Annotated in this window: 23 protein-coding genes; 13 read left to right on the top strand and 10 right to left on the bottom strand. The window is 56.5% G+C overall.

All coding sequences use genetic code 11. The features are described from left to right. Positions 1-158 precede the first annotated feature (158 nt). From GCT13_RS27980 to GCT13_RS27920, 13 genes are all read left to right on the top strand, one after another. The gene (locus GCT13_RS27980; RefSeq protein WP_152763578.1) at positions 159-1,061 is read left to right on the top strand and encodes an NAD-dependent epimerase/dehydratase family protein; all 903 of its coding nucleotides are present in this window, start codon (positions 159-161) and stop codon (positions 1,059-1,061) included. A gap of 193 nt (positions 1,062-1,254) precedes the next feature. After that, positions 1,255-2,316 (top strand): dTDP-glucose 4,6-dehydratase, encoded by a 1,062-nt coding sequence (gene rfbB / locus GCT13_RS27975; RefSeq protein ID WP_152763576.1) that lies wholly within the window; start codon positions 1,255-1,257, stop codon positions 2,314-2,316. A 10-nt stretch (positions 2,317-2,326) separates the two neighbouring features. Next, positions 2,327-3,220 carry a glucose-1-phosphate thymidylyltransferase RfbA gene (rfbA, locus tag GCT13_RS27970; RefSeq protein WP_193727771.1) on the top strand — a complete coding sequence of 298 codons (894 nt, stop codon included), beginning with the start codon at positions 2,327-2,329 and terminating at the stop codon, positions 3,218-3,220. Continuing rightward, positions 3,205-3,756, top strand: coding sequence for a dTDP-4-dehydrorhamnose 3,5-epimerase (gene rfbC / locus GCT13_RS27965; protein ID WP_152763574.1), 552 nt, complete (start codon positions 3,205-3,207; stop codon positions 3,754-3,756). The genes rfbA and rfbC overlap by 16 nt, the downstream gene beginning before the upstream one ends. Positions 3,757-3,765: 9 nt before the next feature. Then, positions 3,766-4,659 carry a dTDP-4-dehydrorhamnose reductase gene (gene rfbD / locus GCT13_RS27960; protein ID WP_152763573.1) on the top strand — a complete coding sequence of 298 codons (894 nt, stop codon included), beginning with the start codon at positions 3,766-3,768 and terminating at the stop codon, positions 4,657-4,659. A gap of 59 nt (positions 4,660-4,718) precedes the next feature. Continuing rightward, on the top strand, positions 4,719-5,639 hold the full coding sequence (locus GCT13_RS27955; protein WP_152763571.1) for a glycosyltransferase family 2 protein: 921 nt from the start codon (positions 4,719-4,721) through the stop codon (positions 5,637-5,639). Positions 5,640-5,702: 63 nt separating this feature from the next. Further along, the gene (locus tag GCT13_RS27950) at positions 5,703-6,485 is read left to right on the top strand and encodes an ABC transporter permease (protein ID WP_152763569.1); all 783 of its coding nucleotides are present in this window, start codon (positions 5,703-5,705) and stop codon (positions 6,483-6,485) included. An 11-nt stretch (positions 6,486-6,496) separates the two neighbouring features. Continuing rightward, positions 6,497-7,243, top strand: coding sequence for an ABC transporter ATP-binding protein (locus tag GCT13_RS27945; protein ID WP_152763672.1), 747 nt, complete (start codon positions 6,497-6,499; stop codon positions 7,241-7,243). 155 nt (positions 7,244-7,398) lie between these two features. Beyond that, positions 7,399-8,694, top strand: a complete 1,296-nt coding sequence (locus GCT13_RS27940; protein ID WP_152763567.1) for a rhamnosyltransferase WsaF family glycosyltransferase — start codon at positions 7,399-7,401, stop codon at positions 8,692-8,694. Continuing rightward, positions 8,694-9,860, top strand: coding sequence for a glycosyltransferase (locus GCT13_RS27935; RefSeq protein WP_152763565.1), 1,167 nt, complete (start codon positions 8,694-8,696; stop codon positions 9,858-9,860). Before GCT13_RS27940 ends, GCT13_RS27935 begins: the two co-directional genes overlap by 1 nt. 60 nt (positions 9,861-9,920) lie before the next feature. Further along, positions 9,921-10,829 (top strand): glycosyltransferase family 2 protein, encoded by a 909-nt coding sequence (locus GCT13_RS27930; RefSeq protein WP_227747046.1) that lies wholly within the window; start codon positions 9,921-9,923, stop codon positions 10,827-10,829. A 159-nt stretch (positions 10,830-10,988) separates the two neighbouring features. Further along, a complete protein-coding gene (locus GCT13_RS27925) occupies positions 10,989-12,131 on the top strand; it encodes a hypothetical protein (protein ID WP_152763561.1) in 1,143 nt (380 codons plus the stop codon). Positions 12,132-12,135: 4 nt separating this feature from the next. Beyond that, entirely contained in the window at positions 12,136-12,891 is a 756-nt protein-coding gene (locus GCT13_RS27920) for a glycosyltransferase family 2 protein (RefSeq protein WP_152763559.1), read from the top strand. Positions 12,892-13,092: 201 nt separating this feature from the next. On the opposite strand, the gene GCT13_RS27915 is transcribed toward GCT13_RS27920, so the two are convergent. The 10 genes from GCT13_RS27915 to GCT13_RS27870 all read right to left on the bottom strand — a co-directional run bounded on the left by GCT13_RS27915 (position 13,093) and on the right by GCT13_RS27870 (position 25,421). Beyond that, positions 13,093-14,148: a glycosyltransferase family 4 protein gene (locus tag GCT13_RS27915; protein ID WP_227747045.1), complete on the bottom strand. Its 1,056-nt coding sequence runs from the start codon at positions 14,146-14,148 to the stop codon at positions 13,093-13,095. A gap of 83 nt (positions 14,149-14,231) precedes the next feature. Continuing rightward, complete coding sequence (locus GCT13_RS27910) at positions 14,232-14,867, bottom strand: metallophosphoesterase family protein (RefSeq protein WP_152763555.1); 636 nt, start codon at positions 14,865-14,867, stop codon at positions 14,232-14,234. Next, positions 14,864-15,661 (bottom strand): NAD-dependent epimerase/dehydratase family protein, encoded by a 798-nt coding sequence (locus GCT13_RS27905; protein WP_152763553.1) that lies wholly within the window; start codon positions 15,659-15,661, stop codon positions 14,864-14,866. Before GCT13_RS27905 ends, GCT13_RS27910 begins: the two co-directional genes overlap by 4 nt. Further along, positions 15,658-16,683, bottom strand: a complete 1,026-nt coding sequence (locus GCT13_RS27900; RefSeq protein ID WP_152763551.1) for an ATP-grasp domain-containing protein — start codon at positions 16,681-16,683, stop codon at positions 15,658-15,660. Before GCT13_RS27900 ends, GCT13_RS27905 begins: the two co-directional genes overlap by 4 nt. A gap of 42 nt (positions 16,684-16,725) precedes the next feature. Beyond that, the gene (locus tag GCT13_RS27895) at positions 16,726-17,796 is read right to left on the bottom strand and encodes a glycosyltransferase family 2 protein (RefSeq protein ID WP_152763549.1); all 1,071 of its coding nucleotides are present in this window, start codon (positions 17,794-17,796) and stop codon (positions 16,726-16,728) included. Then, positions 17,793-18,875 carry a DegT/DnrJ/EryC1/StrS family aminotransferase gene (locus GCT13_RS27890; RefSeq protein WP_152763547.1) on the bottom strand — a complete coding sequence of 361 codons (1,083 nt, stop codon included), beginning with the start codon at positions 18,873-18,875 and terminating at the stop codon, positions 17,793-17,795. Before GCT13_RS27890 ends, GCT13_RS27895 begins: the two co-directional genes overlap by 4 nt. Positions 18,876-19,082: 207 nt before the next feature. After that, positions 19,083-22,619, bottom strand: coding sequence for a glycosyltransferase (locus GCT13_RS27885; RefSeq protein ID WP_152763545.1), 3,537 nt, complete (start codon positions 22,617-22,619; stop codon positions 19,083-19,085). 128 nt (positions 22,620-22,747) lie between these two features. Then, positions 22,748-23,680 (bottom strand): NAD-dependent epimerase/dehydratase family protein, encoded by a 933-nt coding sequence (locus GCT13_RS27880; protein WP_152763543.1) that lies wholly within the window; start codon positions 23,678-23,680, stop codon positions 22,748-22,750. Between the two features lie 3 nt (positions 23,681-23,683). Then, positions 23,684-24,400 carry a sugar phosphate nucleotidyltransferase gene (locus GCT13_RS27875; protein ID WP_152763541.1) on the bottom strand — a complete coding sequence of 239 codons (717 nt, stop codon included), beginning with the start codon at positions 24,398-24,400 and terminating at the stop codon, positions 23,684-23,686. Between the two features lie 31 nt (positions 24,401-24,431). Next, positions 24,432-25,421 carry a GDP-mannose 4,6-dehydratase gene (locus GCT13_RS27870; protein ID WP_152763539.1) on the bottom strand — a complete coding sequence of 330 codons (990 nt, stop codon included), beginning with the start codon at positions 25,419-25,421 and terminating at the stop codon, positions 24,432-24,434. Positions 25,422-25,804 lie beyond the last annotated feature (383 nt).

Here is a 25,804-nt window from a genome sequence, read left to right as displayed (position 1 = left end):
CGGCGCAACTGCAGAAATATTTTTTGATTTTTTGAGGATTTTCTGGCCGTCAAACTCGCTTTTACGCGCCTTGGGAATGAAGCGGGCCGATTTATTCGTCAGATATAATCGCCCGGCTGCCTGCACGGCCGAGCATCTCAAAGCAGGGGAGGAAGAGTTTGCGGCATCCGTCTGAGCCAGTCATCCATCGCGTGCTCCTTACGGGGGCGAGCGGTTTCACTGGTGCCTACGTCCGGGAGGAACTGGCCGACGCGGGCTATGAGGTCATCGGCACGACGGCCGGCGCGCCGCAGCCCGGCGAGCGCGCGCTCGACATTACGTCGCTGCCCGACTGCCGACGCCTGATCGGCGAACTGAAGCCCGCATTCATCGTGCATCTGGCGGCGATCAGCTTCGTCGCGCATGACGACCCGTTGGACCTGTACAACGTCAATGTGATCGGCACGACGAACCTGCTGCAGGCGTGCGTCGACGTCGGCCACGAGCCGCGCAAGATCCTGATCGCGAGTAGCGCGAACGTCTATGGCAACGCGGAGGGCGTCGTCGACGAAGCTACCGCGCCCGCACCCGTCAACCACTACGCGGCGAGCAAGCTGGCGATGGAGCATCTGGTGCGGACGTGGTTCGACCGCCTGCCCATCGTTGTCACGCGACCCTTCAATTACACGGGACGCGGGCAATCCGAGCGTTTCCTTGTTCCTAAAATTGTTTCCCATTTCGTCCGGCGGCGGCCGTTTATCGAGCTTGGGAATCTCGACGTCGCGCGCGATTTTTCCGATGTGCGGATGGTGTCGACCGCCTATCGGGCGCTGCTGGAATCGCCTGTTGCGGGCGAGACGCTCAACGTCTGCAGCGGCACGCCGCGCACGTTGACGGACATCGTCGACATCGTGCGGGAAGCGACGGGGCATGATCTCGAAGTCCGCGTCAATCCCGCGTTCGTCCGTCAAAACGAGGTCAAGATGCTGGTGGGTTCGGCCGAACGGCTGAACCGCGTGGTGCCGGAAATGCCCGCCATCGGGCTCGAAGACACCATCGACTGGATGCTTGCACTGGCCTGACTTACAAAACGTCTCAGTTTGTTAGCGCGCTGGTGTTTCTCATTGACACCTTTATAATTGCCGGTTACAAACCGCGCGCTTCGCGGGGTCGGTCAACTTTGCCGGAGTTCGGGCCGCTCAGGTAAAGGCTGCCGGTTTTTCACAGCTGCGGCTAGCCGGCTAGTCGGTCGAGAAAATTTCTAGAAGGAATCCCATGATCCTGGTAACGGGCGGTGCCGGCTTTATCGGCGCCAATTTCGTGCTTGAATGGTTGAACGCCTCCGATGAGCCAGTCCTCAATCTGGACAAGCTCACTTATGCCGGTAATCTGGGCACCTTGAAGTCGCAGCAGGACAATCCCCGTCACGTGTTCGTGCGCGCCGACATCTGCGACCGCGCGACGCTCGACGCACTCTTTGCCGAGCACAAGCCGCGCGCGGTGCTGCACTTTGCAGCCGAAAGCCATGTCGACCGCTCGATCCACGGGCCGGCGGACTTCGTGCAGACCAACGTCGTCGGCACGTTCACGCTGCTCGAAGCAGCCCGCGCGTACTGGAGCGCGCTGAACGATGCGGACAAGGCGGCTTTCCGCTTCCTGCATGTGTCGACGGACGAAGTCTTCGGTTCGCTGTCCGCAACCGATCCGCAATTTTCCGAAACCACGCCCTATGCGCCGAACAGCCCCTATTCGGCGACCAAGGCGGGCTCCGATCATCTCGTGCGCGCCTATCACCACACGTATGGCCTGCCCGTGCTGACGACGAACTGCTCGAACAACTACGGCCCCTACCAGTTCCCCGAAAAGCTCATCCCGCTGATGATCGCGAACGCGCTCGGCGGCAAGCCGCTGCCCGTCTACGGCGACGGTCAGAACGTGCGCGACTGGCTGTACGTCGGCGACCACTGCAGCGCGATCCGCGAAGTGCTCGCGCGCGGCGTGCCGGGCGAGACGTATAACGTCGGCGGCTGGAACGAGAAGAAGAACCTCGAAGTCGTGCACACGCTGTGCGACCTGCTCGACCAGAAGCGTCCGAAGGCGCAAGGCTCGTATCGCGATCAGATCACTTATGTGAAGGACCGTCCTGGCCACGATCGCCGCTATGCGATCGATGCGCGCAAGCTCGAGCGTGAGCTTGGCTGGAAGCCCGCTGAGACGTTCGAGACGGGGCTCGCGAAGACCGTGCAGTGGTATCTCGACAACCAGGAATGGGTCGACGAAGTCGCTTCGGGCGAGTACCGCAAGTGGGTCGAAACCAACTACGCGCAACGCGCGTAAGGGCAAAACGATGGCGCGCAAGGGCATTATTCTGGCGGGCGGCTCGGGCACCCGGCTGTATCCTATAACGCATGTCGTGTCGAAGCAGCTGCTTCCCGTGTACGACAAGCCGATGATCTACTACCCGCTGTCGACGCTGATGGTCGCGGGCATTCGCGATGTGCTGATCATCTCCACACCACAGGACACGCCGCGCTTCGAAGCGATGTTGGGCGATGGCAGCCAGTGGGGGATGAACATCCAGTATGCGGTGCAGCCGTCGCCGGACGGACTTGCGCAGGCGTTCGTCATCGGCAGGGAATTCGTCGGCAATGATCCGTCGGCGCTGATTCTCGGCGACAACATCTTCTACGGTCACGATCTCGCGAAACAGCTGGAGCGTGCGAACGCGCGCACCGATGGCGCCACGGTGTTTGCGTACCACGTGCACGATCCCGAGCGCTATGGCGTCGTGGAATTCGACAAGCAATTTCGCGCGCTGTCGATCGAAGAGAAGCCTGCAAAGCCGCGTTCGAATTACGCGGTCACGGGTTTGTACTTCTACGATCGCGACGTCTGCGACATCGCTGTGGACATCAAACCCTCCGCGCGCGGCGAACTCGAGATCACGGATGTCAATTCGCGCTACCTGAATGCGCAGAAGCTCGATGTTGAGATCATGGGCCGCGGGTATGCGTGGCTCGACACGGGTACGCACGATTCGCTGATCGAGGCCGCGACGTTTATTGCAACGTTGCAGAAGCGTCAGGGGCTTGTCGTTGCATGTCCCGAAGAGATCGCATTCAGGCGCAAGTGGATCGATGAAGAGCAATTGCTCCGGCTCGCGTCCCCACTTGCAAAAAACGCGTACGGTCAATATTTGCTGAACCTCCCGAAGGACCAAGTTGCATGGCCATCCAGGTAACCCCTACGTCGCTGCCCGAAGTCAAAATCATCGAACCTAAAGTGTTCGGTGATGCACGCGGTTTTTTCTTCGAAAGCTTCAACGCACGCGAGTTTGCTGAACAGGTGCAAGCAGATGTGGAGTTCGTCCAGGACAATCATTCGCGTTCTGCGAAAGGTGTGCTGCGTGGGCTCCATTATCAGATCCAGCATGCGCAGGGCAAGCTCGTGCGCGTAGTCGAAGGCGAGGTGTTCGACGTCGCTGTCGATGTCCGTAAGAGTTCGCCGAACTTCGGCAAGTGGGAGGGCGTGATTCTGTCGGCGGAGAACCATCGCCAGCTATGGATTCCGCCGGGGTTTGCGCACGGTTTCGTCGTGCTGTCCGACTCGGCTCAATTTCTTTACAAGACCACCGACTACTGGTTCCCTGAACACGAACGCAGCATTATCTGGAACGATCCGGAGATCGGCATCGATTGGCAGATCGACTTCGAGCCGATGCTCGCGGCGAAGGATGCGGCCGGCAAGCGTCTGAGCGATGCCGAAGTGTTTGTTTGAGGCTTCCCAATGAGCAAGCAACCGACCATACTCGTCACCGGAGTCAACGGGCAAGTTGGCTTTGAACTCGTTCGTACCCTCCAAGGGCTCGGCCGCGTTGTTGCACTCGAGCGCGCTGCCTTCGATCTGGCTGACCTCGCGCAAATCCGCTCGACGGTGCGTGAGCTGAAGCCATCGGTGATTGTCAATCCGGCCGCGTACACCGCGGTGGACAAGGCGGAAACCGACGCGGATGCGGCGATGCGTCTAAACGGGGACGCGCCGGGCGTTCTCGCCGAGGAAGCGGCACGAAGCGGGGCCGTGCTGATTCATTATTCGACCGATTACGTTTTCGACGGGACCAAAAACGCGCCTTACGTCGAAGACGATGCGACCAATCCGCAGAATGTCTATGGCAAGAGCAAGCTCGTCGGGGAACAGGCTATCGCCGAATCTGGCTGTGCGCATCTGATCCTGCGAACCAGTTGGGTCTACGGAGTGCGTGGAAAAAACTTCCTGCTGACCATGCTCAAGCTCGGTGCCGAGAGGCCGGAGCTGCGGGTTGTCGCCGATCAGATCGGCGCTCCCACGTGGTCCAACACCATCGCGACGGCGACGTCTCATATCATCGCCCAGAGTATCGCTGCAAACGATATCGATTGGTGGCGCGAGCGTTCCGGCATCTATCACCTGACAGCCGCAGGCGAAACGTCGTGGCACGGATTTGCGAAAGCGATCCTCGACATTGCGATGCGTGAGAAGGCGCCGAACGTAGTGCCGATCGGCACGAGCGACTACCCGGTTCCTGCGAAGCGGCCGGCGAATTCGCGGATGTCTCACCGCAAGCTCACGGAGACATTTGGACTCTCGCTGCCGGATTGGCAAGACGCGTTGCGTCTTTGCATGGCCGATCGATGGGCATAGCCCGCGTCCGCCAATGGCGCAATCTATGCCCATCTATTTCTGGAAAGTGATCTCCCATCATGAGTTTGGGTGATCAGGTTGCCTGGTCGGGTAACGCGTCGACCGGAATCGTTGTCGTGTTCTATCGTCCTGATGCCGCTTGCGTGCGTCGGGCGAATCGCTATGCCGATGCCGGACTCTGCGTGGTCATCGACAATACCGAGCAGTTGCAGAGTGCAGGGCAACTGGGGCTCGACAAGCGAATCGTGTATGTTGCGAACGGGGCGAACCATGGGATTGCGACGGGCATCAATCAAGGCGTCGAGTTGCTCCTGAAGGCGGGGTGCACCAGCGCACTGATTTTCGACCAGGACAGCGAACCGTCAGGTCAACTGCTGCAAGCGTTGCCGCGGTTGCTCGAAGAGGAAAAGCAACTGCGGGGGCGGGTGGCATTGATTGGCCCTGCGTACGAGGATACCCGTCTTGGTGGCGTGGCGCCCTTCGTCCGCTTCGGCTATCTGAAACTGCAACGGGTTGCGCCCGTCGGCACCCGGCCGATCGAGATCGATTTTCTAATCAGTTCGGGCTCTTGCATCAACCTTGCCGCCTGGCAGGAAATCGGCCCGATGGACGATTCCCTGTTCATCGATTTCGTGGATCTGGAATGGTGCGTAAGAGCGCGTTCGAGGGGGTACGCGGTGCTCGGAGCGCCTGGCCTGCGGCTCGCGCACGAATTGGGCGGCGAACCTGTGTCTTTTTTGGGTCGGCAATATCCGAGCCATAGTCCGCTGCGTCATTATTATCTCTTTCGTAATGCAGTTGCCTTGGTCAAGCGAAGCTATATTCCGTGGACCTGGAAGTCCACGGAGCTCGTCAAGTTTCCGTTTCGGCTTGCTATTTATGGATTGTTTCTACAGCCACGTCTCAGTCATTTGAGAATGGCGTTCGTCGGAATCTGGCACGGCCTGACCGGCCGAATGGGCCCGCTGGACCGCTTATGATGCTGCGCGAACTACCATCGCGCTTGTGGCCTCTTTTTTAACGCAAAAGTTTAAAAGTCCGTAATGTACAATTTGGCACTTTCTGATTTGAAGCAAAGCCTTGCCTCGTGGCGGCTTTGGACACTTCTTGGTTGGCTTGAGGTACGGCAACGCTACGCGCGTTCGCGCGTGGGGCCGTTTTGGCTGACCATCAGCACCGGTGTGATGATCGGTTCGATCGGCGTGGTGTACGGCACACTCTTCGGCGTGAAGATGAGCGACTATCTGCCCTATCTCGCCGTCAGCCTCGTGCTGTGGACCGCGTTTTCTGCGACCGTGCTGGAAGGTAGCACCGCGTACATCAGCAGCGGCCAGTACATCCGGCAAGCGGCGACGCCCAAGCTCATCTTCATGCTGCAGGTTGCGTGGCGCAACCTCGTCATCTTGGCGCACAACTTCCTGATTGTGCTGCTGCTGATGGCATTTTTCGGCGTGAAGAGCTGGGAAACACTGCCCGTTTTCATTCCGGCCTTGTTGCTGTACATGGTCAACGCGCTGTGGATTGCGATGGTCGCGGGGCTGCTGTCCGCGCGCTTTCGCGATTTACCCCAAATCATAGCTGCACTGATGCAGATTGCCTTTTACATCACGCCAATTATTTATCGTCCGAATTCACTGACGCGCTATTCGTTCATCGTGGAACTGAATCCACTCGCGCATCTGATTGAGCTGGTTCGCGCGCCGCTGATCGGAGAATTTCCGAGCGCAACGACATGGGGTGTTACGGTGGGTCTCGCCGTGGTTGGCTGGCTGCTGGCGCTCACTCTGACAGGTCGGTTCCTGAAACGCATTCCGTATTGGGTCTAATAGGGCAAATCATGGCGTACATTGAACTCAAAGGCACGACGCTCGATCTGCCCATTTATGACGTGCAGGCGCGATCGCTGAAGAAGCAGGTCATGCGCATGGGGCGTCGAAATTCCATCGCCGAGAGCAACGAAGGCGTGATCGTCGTGCGTGCACTCGACAACGTCGATTTGCGTTTTGAAAGCGGTGATCGTATTGGGCTGATCGGCCACAACGGCGCCGGCAAATCCACGCTGCTCAGGCTCATGGCGGGTATTTACGCGCCGACTTATGGAACGATCGAGAGCGATGGAAAAATCGTACCGCTGCTCGACATCAGCCTCGGGATGGATGAAAACTCGACGGGCATGCAGAACATTCGTCTGCGTGGCCTGTTGCTCGGCATGACTGATGCAGAGATTCGCGAAAAGCAGCAGTCGATCGCGGAGTTCTGCGAACTGGGTGACTATCTCGATCTGCCTCTCAGAACCTACTCGAGCGGCATGCGCGTGCGATTGGGTTTTGCGATTTCGACAGCGGTCGACGCGGAGATTCTTCTGCTAGACGAAGTGATGGGCGTGGGCGATGCGTCGTTTATGCACAAGGCGGAAGAACGCCTTGCCGATCTTCACAGCCGTGCACAGATCGTGGTGTTGGCCATGCACTCGAATTCGGAAATCCGCAAGGTGTGCAACAAGACGCTATGGATGGAGCGCGGGCGCGTTCGGGCGTTTGGGCCGACCGAAGATGTTGTCTCGCAGTATGAAGCTCAGGTGTAAAGCGCGAAGTGGCGCCTGAAGCTAAAGGTTGAGAAAGAAATATATATTCCTCAGCCTTCATGCAGTCGCATCACATCGCCGATGTCGGTGATGGACGATAGCCGGTCGAATAAAATGAATGAGTGCCGCTTAACGGCAGGCAACAAGGACTTCCAATGATTGATCGAGCGTACAGGGCCTACTGCTACTGGAAAAGCCATGGAACTTCGGCGTTGCGGCAGGCAGTCTATCGGAAGTTGGCCAACAAACTTCAGGCTTCGTCCAGTTCATCAGGCGACGGCGACTCTCAGAAAAGCGTGCAGCAACTTTATCGCAAACGCTTTGAGTCGCTTGCCCCTTTGCTGACGTATTCGATTCCGGCGTCCGGCGTCCGTCGCGTCAGTATCGTGACGGATAGCGTGTCGAGCGGCAGCCTGTTTGGCGGAGTAGGGACTGCGCTGATCTTTTCGGCGCTGCTCGCCAACGAGCTAGATGCACAGCTCCGGATCATTACTCGCACGCAGCGTGCCCAACCCCAAAACATCGATCATATTCTCTCGTTGTACGGCATCAAGCTGAAGCACGAAGTGCAATTCAAGTTCGCCGCGTTCTTCGATCAGAAGTATGAACTTGATGTCAAAGAAGGCGATCTCTTCGTGACGACGTCTTGGTGGACGACGGCGGCTACATTGCCAGGCGTACCACGCAAATCGATCATCTATCTGTTGCAGGAAGACGAGCGGATGTTCTATGCATTCGGCGATGAGCGCGTCAAATGCGAAGACACGCTGCGTAGTAGCGATATTCGGTTTCTGATCAATACGAAACTGCTATTTGATCATTTGACGTCGGATGGACTCGGCAATATTGCCGCCAAAGGAACGTGGTTCGAGCCTGCTTTCCCGACCACCATTTTCCATCCCCGCCAAAAACAGCCGTCGCAGAAGAAACGATTCTTCTTCTACGCGAGGCCGAACAATGGACGTAATCTCTTCTACCTCGGGATAGAAGTCATCGAGCGGGCGATTGCTGAAAAGGTGCTGGACCCGTCGAAGTGGGAGATATGCTTGGTAGGCAAGGACATACCGGCTATAGTCTTCGACGGCGGCTACGAGCCCCAAAAGTTTGAGAACCTCACGTGGTCGCAGTATGCGGAACTCGCAGGGACAATCGATGTGGGCCTGAGTTTGATGAGCACGCCGCACCCGAGCTATCCCCCGCTAGATCTGGCCGCCAGCGGTGCCGTCGTGGTGACCAATCGCTTTGGCAACAAGACGGACTTGTCCGGCTACTCGTTGAATCTGATTTGCGCGGACCTTGAACGCGATGCGTTGGTTGAAGCGCTGCGGTCCGCAGTGACATTGGCAGCGAACCAGCAGTTACGAGAGCAGAATTTCCGCAACAACGGACTTGCTGGCGATTGGCAGCAGGCTTTCGGCAAGATCATCAAGCAGCTGTCCGAAGAACTCTGATGTTTAAAGTTGATATTGCACCCAAGGCCTATTCGGACCCGTGGATTCTGCCGTTGAGCGAGCGGGTGAGAATGCTCACTCGCGGTAAGCGGCGGGTTGCATACTTTTACGAAGAACCGAATAACAGCACATTTCGCTACCGCGCCTACAACATGGCACAGGTGCTGAACGACGGCGAGAGCGGGGACGTGTCGGCGGGCTTTTTCTTTCTGCAGGACTGGGCGCGAATCGATGAAATTGCAGATCTCGCAGATGTCCTAGTGATCTGCCGGTCGCGATACTGCCATCACGTCAATCAGCTTGTGATGAAGTTCCGGCTGCGGGGAAAGCGCATATTATTCGATATCGACGATTTCGTTTTCGATTCAAGCTATGCGCACCTGATCATGAATACGCTTGACGAAGATGTCCGCGATTCCAGTCGTTGGGACTACTGGTTCTCGTATATTGGCCGGCTCGGCGCCGCGTTGAAAATGTGCGACGGCGCGATCACGACGAACGACTTTCTGGCGGGAAAGATTGCCGCGTTCTCGGGATTGCCGGTGAAAGTGGTGCCGAACTTCATGAACAGAGAGCAAATCGACTATTCCGATGCGCTCTTTCAACATAAGCAGGGTGCCGAGTTTGCGCGTGACGGCAAGATTCACCTCGGGTACTTCAGTGGCTCGCCGTCGCACAAACTTGACTACGCGATAATCGTTCCGGCGGTAGAGGCGCTACTCGCGAAAGATCCAAGAATCGAACTGATGATTGTCGGCTATATCGACGCCGGCCCGGCGCTCAGCAAGTTTGGCGACCGGGTCAAGCGTCAGCCGTTTCACGACTACGTCAATCTGCAACGGCTTATCAGCACCGTCGAATTCAATCTGATGCCACTGCAGTCGAACGATTTCACCAACTGCAAATCGGAACTCAAATATTTTGAGGCGGCAGTGGTAGGGGCGATCAGCATTGCGTCGCCTTCATACACCTATGCCGGCGCAATTCGCAACGGCGAGAATGGGTATCTAGCGCAAGCGCAGGAATGGTTGTCGGTGATAGAGCGCGCGATTGAGGATACTTCCAGATGGCCCGCATTGATCGAAAGCGCTAGAGAGGATGCGCGTTCGAAATACGGTTGGTTCAATCAGCGTGAAACGATTCTCGCCGCGCTGCAGCTCGACTGACCCTACAGAAGGATCAACCGGACGATTGCCGTTACTCATGCACATATGAACGAATCTTCGATGTCTCCTGTTGCCGAGGTGATGGCGGTGGTAGTTACCTATCAGCCGGATTCGGCACGTTTAGGTGCGCTGCTTAACGCCGTTACGCCGCAGGCGGAGTATATCGTCGTAGTGGACAACGGTTCGGCCCAAGACGTGGCCAGTGTGGTGGCGGCGTTGGGTAGTGCAACGGTTCACGTCATATCGCTGGGCAAAAACCTTGGAATTGCAGCCGCTCACAACGCCGGCATTGCGTGGGCACGCACGCAAGGTGCGAAATACGTTTTGCTGATGGATCAGGACAGCGAGCCGGATCCGGGGATGGTCGCAGCCCTGAAGGCTGCACATGAGGATCTCGTTGCCGCCGGCAACAGGGTGGCGGCTATTGGGCCTCGGAGTAGGGACCGCCGAACGGGGCACCTCGCGCCGCATGTGCGTTTTGCCGGAATGCGCTTTGCCCCCGTCGCGTGCGAACCCGGTCAACGGGTAGTCAAGACGGATCTGCTGATCTCGTCGGGATCATTGATCTCGCTGGCCACCTTGGACGCCGTCGGCGAGATGGATGAACAGCTATTCATCGACCAAGTCGATACGGAGTGGGTGCTGCGGGCGCGCGCCAAGGGCTATTGGGCGTGGGGACACTGCGCAGCGGCTATGGCCCATTCTCTTGGAGAATGGCGTCGCAGGGTTTGGCTCGGTCGCTGGCGGGAAATCCCGCTGCACAAGCCATTTCGCTACTATTTCATGATTCGTAACAGCGTGCTGTTACAGCGGCGTGACTACCCGTGTTGTGCCTGGAGACGTTTGGATACGATACGCGTGCTGCAGATGGCGGTCTTCGTGATGATGCTTCACCCCCAGCGATTGCTCGCGTTGGGAAAAATGCTGCAAGGGTTGCGGGACGGTATCAGGATGCGCAACTCAAGATAGATAACGCACGGCATTCGGTTGCAGCACTAACGGCCGGTGCCGAAGGCGTCGAGCCAGCCTTCTATAACGATAACAAGCCCTCGATATGCGAGAGTTTTCGCCAAACGAAATTTGTTGCATGTTTGAGCAGAAAGAACTTGGAGAGTTTGGCCTTTTGGTATGTATCTCAATACGCTGATTTCGTCGTTGCGTCGGACAACCAGATTCGTCATTCGGCGTTTTCACGCCTATCATTCCGGCAATGGCGACCCCAACGGAAAGGGGCGTAAATCCCGTTACTCCGAAGAGCGCAGAATCATTGAACAGTCCGGTCTGTTTGATGAAGCGTTCTACCGCGAGACGTATCCCGATGTCGCACGTGCAGGCATTGATCCCCTCAAGCATTATGTGGCGTGGGGCGGGAAGGAAGGCCGTCGGCCGCATCCGTCGTTTGACCCACAGTGGTACACCACACAATATCCAGACGTGTTGCAAAGTGGGATTCACCCGCTAGTTCACTATCTGACGATCGGGAGAAAGGAGGGAAGGCGTTGCGGTCTCGACTCGAGAGTATTGTCGGTTGTCGACACGATGTATGAGGAGGCTGGCGCTTTGGAGCCGGCCATTGCACTCGACCCCGCATTGGCTTCACCTCATCTGCTCGGTATTCATGGAGGCGGTCAGCATTGGCCAGTACTTCGCGTATGGCGTGCACTGTTCGAATCGCTGGAACATCCGTTTCGTTGCATCGTTTTCGTTGCAGGGCCGCTTCATTCAGGTGTGGAGGCTATGGTCGTCAATGCGACACAAGCCGCTATCGAGGCGCACGGGCCCGATTCAACGCTCACCGTCTTTACAGACCATGAAGGCGCAAACGCAGATTGCGCGGTAGGCTTTCACACCCGTTGCCTGTCAAACTTTGGAGAACCTCTGACGCGCATGGATAGGGCATCGATCGTCGAGAAGTTGATCCTCGCGGTTCGTCCGAAGGCTGTGCTTAATGTCGACAGCGCCGCATGCTGGGACGCGATAGTGCGAAAAGGCGGTGCGCTGCAGCTAGCGACCGATATGTACGCCTATCTTCACCGCGTCGACCGTTGCACGGATAGTCGCTCTGTTGATGACTTTGCCCACACTCATTTTCGCGAAGGGCTTCCGTTCTTGCGCAAGGTGTACTTTGAAACGCTCGATTTTCAGGAGGCTCTGACATTGGAGTATGGTTTGCCTCCCTCACTGATGAGCCGCATAGTACATCTGCAAGCCCAGCAATCACGAACCGCATTCGTGAATACGCTCCAAGCTTCTCCCTCATTTATCGATTAAGGTCATGGCAGAATACGATATCACTGCTGTCATCAATGGGCACGCGGAAGGTCTGCTCGCACAGCCGTCGTTACGCAGCCTTTCTAGATCTGCAGCCTTGGCTAGGTCGAGTGGCTTGCGCGTGGAACTGCTTGCGATACTCGATCGGCCCAATGCAATAACCCAAGAAGTCTTCGCCGAATTTGCGCGGATTGAACCCGAATTGCGAATCGAGATCGTCGAGCACGGCGATTTGGGTTTTTCCAGGAACTCTGCGGTCGAAAGGGCTCGCGGGAAGTGGATCGGTTTCCTTGACGCGGACGATCTTTGGGGAGCGGACTGGTTGGTCCGGGCTTTTGCTGCGGCGGAGGCCGATCCGCGAAAGATCGTATGGCACCCAGAAGTCAACGCGTATTTTGGCGTGACGCCCTATATTTTTCTGCATATCGACATGGAAGACGCTTCTTTTCGCGTTTCGGATCTTGGCTATACCAACCTCTGGACTTCACTTAGCTTTACCGCGGCCGATCTGTTGCGTTCAGTACCGTACGCAGGCACGGATCTCAAGAGCGGCGTCGGCTACGAAGACTGGTGCTGGAATATTGACGTGTTAAATAGCGGTGGAATTCATAAGATCGTCCCCAACACCGCACATGCGATACGAACAAGAAATGTGTCGCTGGTGAAGCAGACTTCCGCGGCGGATAGTATTCCACGGCCATCGAATTTTTTTCGGAAGATGATTGCGGCGAGACACCATAGGCCGCCTTATACGGTCTGATAAATTACAGCCGTTGTGACGCTGGCGTCGTAAAGGCTCTAAGGTAAGTTGTTCACTGGAGCTCAAGCGGGAAGCGCTTAAGGGATATTTCGCCTGAGATAGATTCTCTCTTCGGCGGGCCGGTCGCCGAGTTTAATATTCGCATGAGGCGGTGCTTCTCGATCTAAGCAAATAGGCTGCGAGCGAAGAGGTGGCGAAACCCTACACCGATCCGAAGTGAATCAATGCTCTTTCGTAAGCATCGAGCATGTCGGTTCGGTTAAATTTCGACAGGGCGACTTCTCGCGAGGTCTTTTTAATCGAGTCTAAGGCCACCGAATCAGCGGCCCACTTAGCAAGAAGAACACAAACACGGTCCGATTCAGTTGGTTGAATCAGAAATCCGTTGCACCCTTCGTCGATTAACTCCGGAACACCACCGACTGGCGCGGCGATAACGGGTACTCCACACGCGCTTGCCTCCATTATAATATTCGGACGTCCATCAAATTTTGACGGCAAAACTAGTACGTCCAATTGATGTAAGGCCGTGGGAGTATGGTCAATGAAGCCTTCAAACGTAATCCGGGTTTGCGCCGGGCTATTTTCTAGCCGCCGTCGCACGAGCTCCGACTGGTTGCCACTCCCGAACATCCGAAAATTCACTTCAGGCAGCGCGTCACAAACTTTTTCTGCCAGATCGATAAAGCCCATGGGGTTTTTCTCAGCGGACATTCTGCCCACATATCCAACGATCAGATCGCGTTCACGCTTTTTCTCTTCGGCCGGCATGAACGTTTGAAGATCGATGCCGTTGCTGAGAACCTTTATGTTTGGACGCAGTTTCGCCGATGTGCGCTCGACGAAATCACGCATGTATTCGCTCTCGACAATAACACCGTCAATGGCCTGTTCATATAAGAAATGATTGACTGTGTGCCCATATTCGTTGTAAAGGGTGTCGACAATGCGGAGTGATGGTGACTCTTGTTTCCAGTAAGGCAGAAGATGATAGAGATCAGTGGCGCCAAGTTGTAAAATAACGTCGAAATTGTGCTGTCGGATTTCGCTTTGCACTAGGGAAAAGCGTTGAGGTTCACTAAGCTGTGAAAGATCAAGAATGCAACCGTTTTGCACGAAATCGTTCATCAGATCAGGAGGGTAAACCGCCGACGCATCCTCATAAAACGCAACCTTTACGAAGAAACCGCGATCGCGCATGGCCCGCAAGACAATAAGCGATAGCGCACCCTTCGCGAAGAAGGGAAACAGCGCCAAGATTTTTGGCTTTCTCATATTTTACGATATTAGACTGCGTGCTATGTAAAGATGGATGCGTGAATTACGAATGTCTGGGAACGCTATTTCAATCTGGCTTTGCTGTCGTAATAATCTATACAACTGGATGGATATCCTATCCTTCGCATTTCGTCGATCAAAATTGAATCGTCATATTTGAACCCCTTCATCTCCACTTTCCCAGTGTCTGAGTCGAGTACGAGGTAATTCACCACGTTGATATATTTTCGATTTTGCCCGACACTGCCGGCATTATATAGGATGAACCCATTATTCTCGGTCTTGAACTGATGATGAGAGTGTCCAATGAAGTAGTTGGTATCCAGTGCTATTTTCGTATCCGGGTAGATGTTTTGGTTATTTAACGTATGCGTGAAGGTAAATCCGTGACGTACGATTGCGCTGGGGAGCGATTTTATTTGTTCAAATCTGTTGAAACGTGGAAGACAGAAATCGAAAAATTGCTTCGAAACATTAGAAGATTCATACTGTCCGCTAATGAAATAATCCTCATGATTGCCCGCTATTACGGTGCAATTTTCGAGTGAAGCAATTAGATCAATGCATTCATTGCTCCATGGGCCATAGTTAACAATATCCCCGAGACAAATCCAGTTTTCAACTGGACTTGCGTCCAAAATCATCAACTCGAGTGCTGGTAAGTTGCCGTGGACATCGCTAAAAATGGCGGTTCTCATGATGAATTTTTTAGAAAATTAAAATAACTTTCGATCGCTTCGGCTAGTGAGAAATTTATCTCCCCGATTTGCTCGATGCTCTCTTTTGAGAACGAGCTGAGCACTGGCCGAGAATTTTCGATAACTCTATTTTTGATTTCAAGAGTCGGAGCTAATGCGTTGAGAATTTGTGCGATGTCGCGGAAGCTAGTCGCGCGTCCGGATGCGAGCGTGAGGCACCTTTTTCCTATCGTTTGTGAGGCGCAAATCTTGTCAAGATATTCGACCGCAACAGGTAGAGGCAAAAAATCCCGCTGAGACTCACCGTCGTTGATGAGCTCAATTGAATTGAGTCTCGCGGCATCCGATACCAGCTTGGACAATCCGTCACGACTTGGATCACTATAAAATAACGTCGCGAAACGGACCGAGCTGACGCGAGCTAGCGACGATTTAAGGATATACGTCTCAGCCAGATATTTTGAATAAGCATAAGCGTCCATCGTCGACGGCGAAGCGTATCTCTTCGCGCAAGCAGTGTCCAAAATGCTCATGCTGCTAATGTGCACCAGGTGCACACCAGGGTTTTTCTTCTCTAGCGTACGCACGAGTACACGCGTGACATCGAAATTGCTCGACAGGGCGTGTTCGATGTCGTCGCACTGAATAGCGGACGCGTTATGAATGATCGTCTCGGCCTCACAGATCCGTTCAAGAAATTCCTTTTCTCCGAGCGCTCGATAAGAGATGATCTCAGCCTCGCGACCCTTTAGAAACTCTTGAGCAAGCGCGCCGTGGGCAGTTAGTGCGATCATAGTTGTGGATGCTCCGTGGCCTCAATGTGACCGGCTTCTCGCAGGCGAGAAATAGCGTCGTTCTCCACGACCAGTTCCTTCCAGTATCTCAGGATGGAAACGGGCTTGATCGAGAATGACGGTGTGTGCCCCTTCAGGAAAAAATCGGCAATCATTTGAGGCTCGTTAAACCCGGCAAGAGCCCGCGCACCGGTGGTACCAGAGCAGCGCGCGTTCAGCTCAAAAATATATGGGACACCGTTCTGTACCCGGAGTTGAACATTCAATGGCCCGCTAGGTTGAACGGCTGCAACAACCTTGGCCACTTCCTCTTCAATGCGCGCATCGTCTACGGTGAAGCATTTATAGGTGTCTCCGTCGCGCAAGATCCGGCGCATGACAATGGTGCCTGCGTGCTGACCGTTCAAGGTCACAGTGCCGCACGTATACTCGTCGCCCTCAATGTACGCCTGCGCGACGAACTGAGTCATGTCGACTGAAGAGTTGTCCCGGAGTGCATGAAATTGCCGTTCTTCTTTGATCAGATAAACGCTTTTTGAGCGTGCACCGCCGGATCTCGGCTTCAGAATAAACGGTACCGCCAAGGGGAGTTCTTGCGCGGTCGCTATAGCACTGAGATCGACCGTCTCAGGTATGGATACGTTGGCCGCCCGCAATGTCTCGAACGTTCGAAGCTTGTTGTCGGCGATTTCGACGACCTCTGAGCTGCTGACAACCACACGCGTGCCGACTGCAGAGAATTTGTCTACGTTCGCAGCGAGGATGGGGAGTTCGGCATCCAGACCTGGAAATAGCATTGCCACCTTCTCGCGGGCGCAAATATCCAGCAGCGCCGAGATAAAGTCAGGGTGCTTTGCATACGGTATTTGATAAGCGGATGGCACCGCATACAAACCAGCTCCAAGCAGATCACCATCCAGGCCCACTATGCGATAAGTGGTACTTTGCAACGCCTTGACAATACTCTGCCCGGCGCCTCCGCCAATTCCAGTAACAGCGATCGACTGCGGTTCATGTTTCACGGTGAATTCGACCTCATATATGCATTAGGTTCGCGAGGTATTTCAATTCTTTGACTGATACGCTTGCATCCACATTTCGCTTTGCGCTTGCCAATAATCCCGCGCCTCGATATAGGCTTCAATATCTTTATTCAACTTGCTGATCATTTGGTACGGCTGAGCGCCAGGACTGAAAAGGCTAAGACATCGGCGTCCTATGGTTGCGAGTTCTGGGCGGTGATCAAAATCGTTGAGTTTGGCCTTGAACGTAGCGAAGTCTTGCGGCGCACCCGGCTCCATAACCATACCAATCAGGCGATAGGCAACGGCAGGCTGGAGTCGATTCAGTGCGTCATGTCGGCATACCCACGCCACTATTCGTGCAACGGACGAGTGAAGCGCATTTTTTTCTGCGAGCGGAATCAGGTTGTACGACATTGCGTAGGTCATTTCGAGAAACGTACCAAGCGGGTCACCATGCGTTAGACCGCTCGAATGAACACGTAGCGAAGTCAGCTTCTCTGGAATGATCGCAAACTGACAACCCTCACGCAAAGCTCGTGTCCAAAGTTCGAAGTCAGGTGCACGAACCATTGTGGGGTCGTCCAGACCGAACCGGAGGTGGGCTGCCCGTCGTACCATCGATGACGAACGGCAGAGGTGATTCGCACCAATCCACGTGTCAATTTGATTGACCTTATGCTCCTGATTAACGATGGTTTCGAGCTCGTGTGTCGAGCCGTGCGGAATACCATCCTCATCGAAGAACGCCACATAGGTACCAAGAATGTCCAAATGAGGGTTCGACTTTACAGCAGCCAGTTGAATTTCTGCTTTGTTTGGCGCTATCCAGTCGTCGGCGTCGAGGTTGACGAGCCACTCACCGCGGGCTTCGCTGACAGCACGATTGTAGCTCGCAGCGCCACCGATATTTTGGTCATTGAGGAGCAGGCGGATGCGCGGATCGTTAAAGCTCCGGATCACTCCGACGGAATTGTCCTTCGAGCAATCGTCCACTACCACGATTTCGAAGTCTTGGACGGTTTGTTCGAGAATGCTACGGATGGTTCTGTCAATGTAACTTTCGTAGTTGTACGAAAGCACCAAATACGACAAAAGCGGGCTGTTGCTCATGGCAGACACTTGGCAATCCGGTCGAGGTTTTCTTCTGTGAGGCCGTCGTGGAAGGGCAGTCCGATCACTCTGCGGGCGAGCGCGTCGGTGCCGCTCAGGTCGGCGCGCGGCACATCGGCAAACGCCGGATGCCGATGGCAGCCCAATCCCCACCAGTGGCGCCATTCGACCTTTGCCGCATTCAGCCGGTCGATCGTGTCTTGCTCGGTGTTTTCAGGAACGATCACGTTGAGCGTCATCGTCACCCACTGGTCACCGACACCGTTCTGGAAGCGCACCGCTTTGCCGTCCAGGCGTTTCCGGTAGGCCTGTGTCAGCGACTTGAGTTGCTCCATGCGTGCGGGCAGTGCGTCCATCGCGGCCAGGCCCACGGCGGCCGTGTACTCGGAGATACGGTAATTCCCGCCACGTATGGCCGAAACGCGTTCCGCGCCGAGAAACCCGAATCCCGTCATGGCCGTGGTGCGTTCATTCAGAGCCGTGTCGTTCGACAGAATGGCGCCGCCCTCGCCAATGCCCAGCACCTTGGTCGCGTGGAGGCTGACACAGGCAGGCTGCGTACCGACGCCACTAATTGCCGTTACCGCGGCCGCCGCGTCAAAAACCACCGGAACGTCGTGCCGCGCCTCGAACGCAGCCCATGCCGCCAGATCGGGAGGAGCGCCAAACGCACTGACCACCAGCACTGCGGCAGGCCGCTCATCGAACGATTCAAGTGCCGCCTCGGCGATTTCGGGCGTCAGTGTCAGCGTTTCCGCGGACACGTCGACCAGCGCGGGAAGGAGTCCGGCGTTGCACACGGCGTGGGCGCTGGCAATGAAAGTGAAGGACGGCATCAGGCAGTAACGACGCCCCGGCGCGGCGCGCACGCGCAGCGCAAGCTCGATCGCTGTCGTCCCGTTGGACGTCAACGTCACCGCTTTGGCTCCCGTCAGTTCGCGGAGCCGCGACAGAAACTCGCTATTGAGCGGCCCGTAGTTGCTGTAGATTCGCGTTGTGTCGATCCGTTTCAAATAGGGTAGGACCGCGCCGACTTCGGGCAGCTTGGGAACTAGAACTTTGATGGTTTCGTTTTGCATCGGCTTGAATTGTCCTAACCTGAGTCAACCAGAATATGTCGAAATTGCTGCTTCTAGCACGGGCGCACGTCGTTGCTACCGGGCGCGCCTGCGGGCGATCCGACACTGCGGCACATCCATCGACGTGACGGACGTTGTCCATGACGCGCGGCCGTTTTCGCCTGATGCGTAGACTGTAATATCGTTGGCGCATGTATCAATCCGCTATCAGGAATGCAGCAGCGTTTCAAAGCATTGCGCATACGTGACAAGCATGGTCTGAACGTCAAAATGACGCTCAGCGTAGCTACGCGCTTCACGCCGGAAGTGTGCAAGCATGTTGGCGTCCGAAGCCAGTTCCACGATGCGTTGTGCGAACTGCCGATAATCGCCCGGGCTGCACAGATAGGCGTTCACGCCGTCCTCCAGCATGTCGGGCAATGCGCCAACTTTCGACGCGATCACTGCTGCGCCGTTCGCCATGGCTTCCATGACGACATTGGGGCGGCCGTCGACGCGCGACGGCAAAGCCAGGATATCGTACAAACGCAGAAATGGCGTGATTTCCGGTACCGCGCCGCACACCACGAATCTTGCCGGGCTCAACCCCGAATTGTGCACCGCCTGCCGTAGTTCCGCTTCCTGTGGTCCCGTTCCCGTCATGACAAAGGTAACCGGCAGATTCGGCGGGATCAGTTTCGCGATTTCGACGAATCCGACGGGATCTTTCTCTTCCGACCAACGCCCAGAAAAACCAACGATGATGTTGTCGGCGGGAATGCCATATTCAGCAAGGAGTGCCGCATCTTTTCCGCCCGGCGCGTTGATCGTCAGGTCGGCACCGCTCGGAATCAGCCGGATGCGTTCAGGCGATTCGCCGGCCTCGATCAGCCATTGCTGGACCTCCTTGTTTTCGACGAGGTTCAGGTCGATGAAGGACGCGTAACGGCGATTGTTGCCCGTGTGGCCGATCGGGTTGAACAGCAGATCGGCCACCTTCATGCGGGGATGAGCGGCTTTCAGACGCGGCAGGTCTTCGTAAAAGAACGCACTGCCCACAATCCACAGCAGCGAGATCTCTCGCGTTGCGAACAGATAATCGACGAAGTCTTTCCAGCGGTCCTGGCTCAGAAATCGGGGAAGGTGATAGATCTCCGACGACGCTTGCTCGAACCAGGCAGTCGTGTCGCCGTTTGACTCATCGCTGTACACGGAACTGACGATGACAACGTGCCATCCCGTCTCGGCGAGATGCTTCACGAGGGCGCTGAGCAGCCGCTCCGCGCCGCCGAGAATAAGGTACGGCACTGCAAGGAGGACGGTTGGGCGGTGACCTTGCGTCGATGTCTCTTCGCGCAGAAGGTTACGCATGGGCTTTGGCGAGCGATAGTGTTCACGCGCACGCGCGCGCGCGTGATTGAACGCTTCCGCAGTCAATACGTCGGCGTTGAATTCCCGGATGTGTTGTGCTTGCAGGTCGTTGTTCAGAACGGAATCGCTATTGCTCAGCGTGAGACCGTGGCTACGGTATCGCAGAAGCGGTTCCGGCAGATTCAGGAAGCGCGCGCCGAGCGCAGCGATGCGAACCCAGAACAGCCAGTCTTCATGAACGTGACCCGTTGCAGGATCGGAGTCGCGATAGCCGCCCGCCTTGCGCCACAGTGAGCGTCGATACACGGCGCAGGTGACCACCTGATTGTTGTGCACCAGCATGTCGAGATCGGGGCGCTCATGCGGAATCCAGTTGTCCGAGCGGTCGCCAAAGAACTTGAGCCCGGGTGAAACGACGTCGTAGCCGTACGACTCGAGCATGAACAATGCCTTCTCCAGATATGTCGGAGCGAGACGGTCGTCGGCATCGAGGCAGCACACATACTTCCCGCGAGCGTGACTGATACCGAAGTTGCGATTCGCGCCTGCGCGGTACGGCTTCTCTTGCAGCAGGATGCGAACGCGCTCGGGCCATTGCTCGGCGAGTGCCGCCAGCGCGCGACGCGATTCGGTCGAGCTCGAGCCACCCTCAACCACGATGATTTCGAAATCCTGGAACGTCTGCGCCTCGACCGATCGAATGGCCTCGCCCACCAGGTGCCCGTAGTTGAAGCACGGGATGACCACGCTAACGAGTGGCTGCTCGACGGGCCATTCATCGAACTCGATTGAGGGCTGCAATTCAGGTAACACGCCCGCAACGGGAAGCAGTTTTGCCGTCGACGCAAATGCCGGGTTCGGGTTGGTGTCGATGGGAGCGTTGGCCAAACCAAGCGCTGCTGCCGCGCGGCGCGCCTTGACCTCTCGAAGCTTCGAAAAAAGCTTCAGCTTGACGGTCCAGTATGCAAGCTTGGCGAGCTGGCGCATCCGTCGCGCGAGGAGGGGGTGGCTCGTGGTCAGACGTCGGGCGGGCGACGTCAGGCGCCAGTAAATGCTCTCCTGGATCAGGCGCAACTGCGCCTCAGCGAAGGCGTAGCGATGTTCGGCTTCGGCTTCGGCTCTTACTCTCGCCCGGCCTTCGCGGTCCTCCGCCGCGAGCACTCGCTTGTTGGCTTCCTGCAGCTTGGCTTCTAGCGCAGCGACACGCTCCATTTCGATGACTACGGCTTGCGTCGCCTGAGCGGCATTCAGACGCAAGTCCCGCTGCGCAATCTCGAGCCGCGCGCTCAGGCGGCGCGTTTCCTTGGCGAGCTGATCCGACTTTTGCCGCCACGACTGCTGCCAGGCTTCGGCTTCACGCTGAAACTCGTCGCGCGCTCGCGTTACCTCTTCGATATGTTCGGTTCGCATGCGAAGTCGTTGCAGGTCAGCGGCCCAAAGCTGCGCAATACGGGCGACCAGTGCCTCGGTGAATTCGCTCTTGTCAAGTTGATTGAGCGCCTGCACGGCGCTTTCCGATGTTTGTGCCATATGAAACAGGCGCAAATGGGTACGCGCGTGACGTTCGGCTTCGCTTAGACCCGAGTGCTCATCAGTTTCGTTGGAATGGAGCAGGTTCAAAAGCGACTGCAATGTGTTTGCTTGATCGGCGGACTTCACAATAAAGCCTGCATAAGTGGAGGCGTAATCCTTGATGACTAGTTCTGCGCCGGCTAGATGACATTGCAGTCTTGTCTCGACGATTTGCCGAATGGCCTTTTCAGTGGGATAGTAAATATGCTCAAACGAGCTTTGAAGCCATGCCGTATTGCTCGATTGCGTCGACATCACGGGCACTTCGAACAGCAATATGCCGTCGTCCTTCAGCATGTCGACGGCCGCTTTGATCCCGCCGGCAAAGTCGGGCAGATGCTCGAATACCGCGATTGCCGTCACGATGTCGAACGTTTTCTCGTAGCGTTGCGCCAGAGTGGGTTCGAGCAGATCGCGACCAATCACATCGATGCCCGCGCGAGCCGCCGCGTCGGCCATTGATGGATTCACTTCGATTCCGAAGCGCTCCAAGTTGCCTTTGATTCTGCGGAGCAGATAGCCATCGGCGCAACCAATGTCGAGGATTTTGCCGTTATTGCGCAGCAGATCGACCAGGTTTGCGGCCCAACCAAGTCCGTGTTCCGCTGCAAGGTGATAGTCCGAGTAACCACTGTCCGTGCCATTGACGTAGTAGGTGTCGCCGTAGAATGCCCTGGTGTCGTCGGGCACATTTTCGACGATGCCGAGTCCGCAGCGTGTGCATTGCCGAATGGCGACGCCATCTCCACGGGTGGCGAACAGAGTGGAGTCCTCGTTGCCGCAGCCGTTACACGGCGTTTGGATATTGTCCGACGGTGCCATCTTTGACTTCGATCTCAACAAAAACAATGGGGCAAGGTTCGAAACAAGCCCCGTGTATTTCTCGCGAGCGCGAGCCGTTGTTCTTGAGCCGGGCCTGCCGGCTATAGGGTTAAGGCTTTGGGTGGCTTCTACTGCTGTCTTGTTGGTGTCGGATGCAGCATGGTGGGTAACAGCGTGTCCATGTCGGGAGGTATGACCTTGAGCCCGAGAGACTCTATCTTCCCGGGATGTCCGATAAAACGGCGCACGGTGCTGTTTCCCGTTCGTGACTTATCAAACTGAAGCTGAATCTCCAGCCCTGAAGCGACGATCAGCCGACGCGTCAGTTCCAGCAGGCTGTACCCCACACCCGTGCAGATGTTAACTATCTGGCCGGTCGCGTCCACGTTGACTGCCAATTCGGCAAGCAGTCGGCCTGCTTCCCGAACGTCGATGAAATCGCGCTCGACTTCGAGATCTCCCGTGAACAACGTGCCGCCTTCGTCGCCGAACCGCGAAATTTGATCGGCAAAGCTACCGAGCGCGAGCGAAGTCGACATGCCTGGTCCGATCGGATTGAAGACGCGCGCGATCGTCACGGGCAACCCGGCCGCCGCTGCATTGAGGCCTTGAAGCGTTTGCGCCAGCTTGGTGATGCCATACGTGGTGTTCGGCTGACAGGGGAATGTTTCTGCTACGGGCAGATCGGCGTCCGGCACGGGACCATACTCGGCTGCGCTTCCCACCAGCAGCACATGAGGATTGGGATTGGTGATGAACGCCGCCCGCAGGACGTTTGCCGCGAAGATTGTGTTGACGCGATACAGCTCTGCTACGGACGGTGCCGACGACGCGCCTGCAAGGTGAACGATGCACTGAGGCGCGACGTCGGTCACGAGCGCTTCGATTTCGTTCGCGTCGTCCACCAGACAAAGTACACGGTGCTCGCTGACGCCGCCTCGCGATGCACTTGGCGCCCGGGGATTTCGACCTGCCGTGACGACCTCGGCACCGCGATGCACGAGCTGATCGACGACGCGGCTGCCGACAAAGCCGCTCGCGCCTGTAACCAGTACGCGCATCGCTCAGGCAGGAAGGAACAGTTCGCGCTTCTCGGCGAACAGTTGCTGCGCCGTGGCGTAATCGTCCGGACGGCCGATGTCCAGCCAGAAGCTATCGGACTGCCGGTGGCAGTGCACCGTCTTGCCTTCTGCGATCAACGCCTTCATGAGGTCGGGCATGTCCAGATACGTATCAAGCTTGACGTGCGGAGCGACCGCGTCACGGTTGAGAACATACAGACCCATGCTCACGAGATGTCGCGACACGGGCTTTTCGAGGTAGCCCGTGAGCCGCATCTCGCCGTCCGTCTGGACCAGACCGAAGTCGATCTTCACCTCGCGCTCATACACGCTGATCGATGCAGCCGCGTTTTGCGCGCTATGATCGTCGATCAGCTTGCGAAGGTCGAGCGTTGTCAGCAGGTCGCCGTTGGTGACGATGAAGTCGCCATCGAGCTTGTCGAGCAGGCCGCCCAGCGGGCCCGCCGTGCCGAGAGGACTGTCTTCGAGGCTGTAATCGAGCTGGAGGCCAAAGCGCGAACCATCGCCGCAGAATGCGCGAATCAGGTGATGCAGGTGATTCACGGCCAAAAAGACTTCTGTGACGCCTGCCTTGCGGAGTTGATGCAGCAGCAATTCCAAGACGGGCATGTCACCGAGCGGCATCAACGGCTTCGGAAACAAAGCAGTATACGGCTGGAGGCGGGTGCCCTTGCCGCCGGCCATGATCACAGCTTTCATAATAGACTCCAGATGAACACGTGCGAACGGCTTATACCGTGTACACGTTCGGGCGATACAGGTGAATATTCTTCCGCACGAACTCGATGGTCTGCAGCAGGCCATCGTCCAGACTGACGCGCGGCGCCCATCCCATCAACTGGGCCGCGCGCGAATTATCGGAAACCAATTTGAGGACTTCGCTCTTTTCCGGACGCATGCGCGCTGCTTCCTGCACAATCGGCTTGTGGCTGACGCCCATCAGGTTGAGGATCCGTTGTGCGAAATGTCCTACGGTATAGGTCGACCCCGTGCCGAGATTGATGGTCTCGCCTTCGATTCCGGGTCTCGTCGATGCGGCTATAAACCCGGCAACCGTATCCGTCACGAACGTCATGTCGCGTTCCGGGGTCAGCGATCCGAGGCGGATTTCGTCTTGCGTTGCCGCTTGCGCAATGATCGTCGGCAGGAAAGCGCGTGCGGATTGTCGCGGACCAAACGTATTGAACGGGCGCAGCGTGACAACGCCCGTGTTGAACGACCGATAATAGCTCTCGGCAATCTTGTCGGCGCCGATCTTGGATGCCGAATAAGGCGACTGCCCTTGCAGCGGATGGGTTTCGTCGATCGGTACCCGCATGGCGGTGCCGTACACCTCGGACGTGCTGGTGTGAACCACGCGTCCTACGGAAAGACGTCGCGCCGCTTCAACCACGTTGAGCGTACCTTCGACGTTCGTGCGCACATAGCTGCGCGGGGCGACATACGAGTAGGGAATGGCGATCAACGCCGCGAGGTGACAGACGACATCCATGCCTTCCATCGCATGAAAGACAAAGTCTCCGTCATCGACATTGCCGGCGATGACACGAAATTGCCCCTTCACTTCGTCCGGAACGAAGTCCAGATTACCCCAGCTTGCGGAAGAACCGTACTTGATCATCGCCGTCACGTCAGCGCCCGCGCGCACGAGGGCTTCGACGAGGTGGCTGCCAATAAATCCGCCCGCTCCAGTAACCAAGTATTTGCGTCCAGTCAGCATGACTCTTCTCGATATATGAATGCGCCGAATGTTCTCACAAACTGACCACGAAGACCACCCTGGACAGTGGCGGGCTTAATGTGCTGTTCGCCGGAAAATGCGCATACTCCTGCGTTTTTAAACGCCAGAAAGGCCTCGTTGCTGTCACCCGGTTCGACGCGGTAACCCTCGTGTTCCACGTAGGCGTGAGCCGCGAATTCGCGTTGAAACCATTATTTGCGTGTGTAACAAATGGCGAATTAACAAAAGCGAGGACGTATCAATATATCCAACATCAAGTCAGTCGAGTATTAACCATGTTCGTGTTCGGCCTCGAAGGTGCAAGGCTATTGTTTTATAATGGGAAACGATCGCGAGTCGTCTCGTCTCGCATCCGGCAGGCG

The sequence above is a fragment of the Paraburkholderia franconis genome (assembly GCF_009362735.1).
Lineage (GTDB): Bacteria > Pseudomonadota > Gammaproteobacteria > Burkholderiales > Burkholderiaceae > Paraburkholderia > Paraburkholderia franconis.
The sequence above is the reverse complement of the archived record's forward strand: the minus strand, read 5'-3'. Positions and strand labels throughout refer to the sequence as shown.

Coding starts and splice junctions, on each gene's coding strand:
- rfbB (WP_152763576.1), top strand. CDS start 1,255: ATGATCCTGGTAACGGGCGGTGCCGGCTTTATCGGCGCCAATTTCGTG.
- rfbA (WP_193727771.1), top strand. CDS start 2,327: ATGGCGCGCAAGGGCATTATTCTGGCGGGCGGCTCGGGCACCCGGCTG.
- rfbC (WP_152763574.1), top strand. CDS start 3,205: ATGGCCATCCAGGTAACCCCTACGTCGCTGCCCGAAGTCAAAATCATC.
- rfbD (WP_152763573.1), top strand. CDS start 3,766: ATGAGCAAGCAACCGACCATACTCGTCACCGGAGTCAACGGGCAAGTT.
- GCT13_RS27955 (WP_152763571.1), top strand. CDS start 4,719: ATGAGTTTGGGTGATCAGGTTGCCTGGTCGGGTAACGCGTCGACCGGA.
- GCT13_RS27950 (WP_152763569.1), top strand. CDS start 5,703: ATGTACAATTTGGCACTTTCTGATTTGAAGCAAAGCCTTGCCTCGTGG.
- GCT13_RS27945 (WP_152763672.1), top strand. CDS start 6,497: ATGGCGTACATTGAACTCAAAGGCACGACGCTCGATCTGCCCATTTAT.
- GCT13_RS27940 (WP_152763567.1), top strand. CDS start 7,399: ATGATTGATCGAGCGTACAGGGCCTACTGCTACTGGAAAAGCCATGGA.
- GCT13_RS27935 (WP_152763565.1), top strand. CDS start 8,694: ATGTTTAAAGTTGATATTGCACCCAAGGCCTATTCGGACCCGTGGATT.
- GCT13_RS27930 (WP_227747046.1), top strand. CDS start 9,921: ATGTCTCCTGTTGCCGAGGTGATGGCGGTGGTAGTTACCTATCAGCCG.
- GCT13_RS27925 (WP_152763561.1), top strand. CDS start 10,989: ATGTATCTCAATACGCTGATTTCGTCGTTGCGTCGGACAACCAGATTC.
- GCT13_RS27920 (WP_152763559.1), top strand. CDS start 12,136: ATGGCAGAATACGATATCACTGCTGTCATCAATGGGCACGCGGAAGGT.
- GCT13_RS27910 (WP_152763555.1), bottom strand. CDS start 14,867: ATGAGAACCGCCATTTTTAGCGATGTCCACGGCAACTTACCAGCACTC.
- GCT13_RS27905 (WP_152763553.1), bottom strand. CDS start 15,661: ATGATCGCACTAACTGCCCACGGCGCGCTTGCTCAAGAGTTTCTAAAG.
- GCT13_RS27895 (WP_152763549.1), bottom strand. CDS start 17,796: ATGAGCAACAGCCCGCTTTTGTCGTATTTGGTGCTTTCGTACAACTAC.
- GCT13_RS27890 (WP_152763547.1), bottom strand. CDS start 18,875: ATGCAAAACGAAACCATCAAAGTTCTAGTTCCCAAGCTGCCCGAAGTC.
- GCT13_RS27885 (WP_152763545.1), bottom strand. CDS start 22,619: ATGGCACCGTCGGACAATATCCAAACGCCGTGTAACGGCTGCGGCAAC.
- GCT13_RS27880 (WP_152763543.1), bottom strand. CDS start 23,680: ATGCGCGTACTGGTTACAGGCGCGAGCGGCTTTGTCGGCAGCCGCGTC.
- GCT13_RS27875 (WP_152763541.1), bottom strand. CDS start 24,400: ATGAAAGCTGTGATCATGGCCGGCGGCAAGGGCACCCGCCTCCAGCCG.
- GCT13_RS27870 (WP_152763539.1), bottom strand. CDS start 25,421: ATGCTGACTGGACGCAAATACTTGGTTACTGGAGCGGGCGGATTTATT.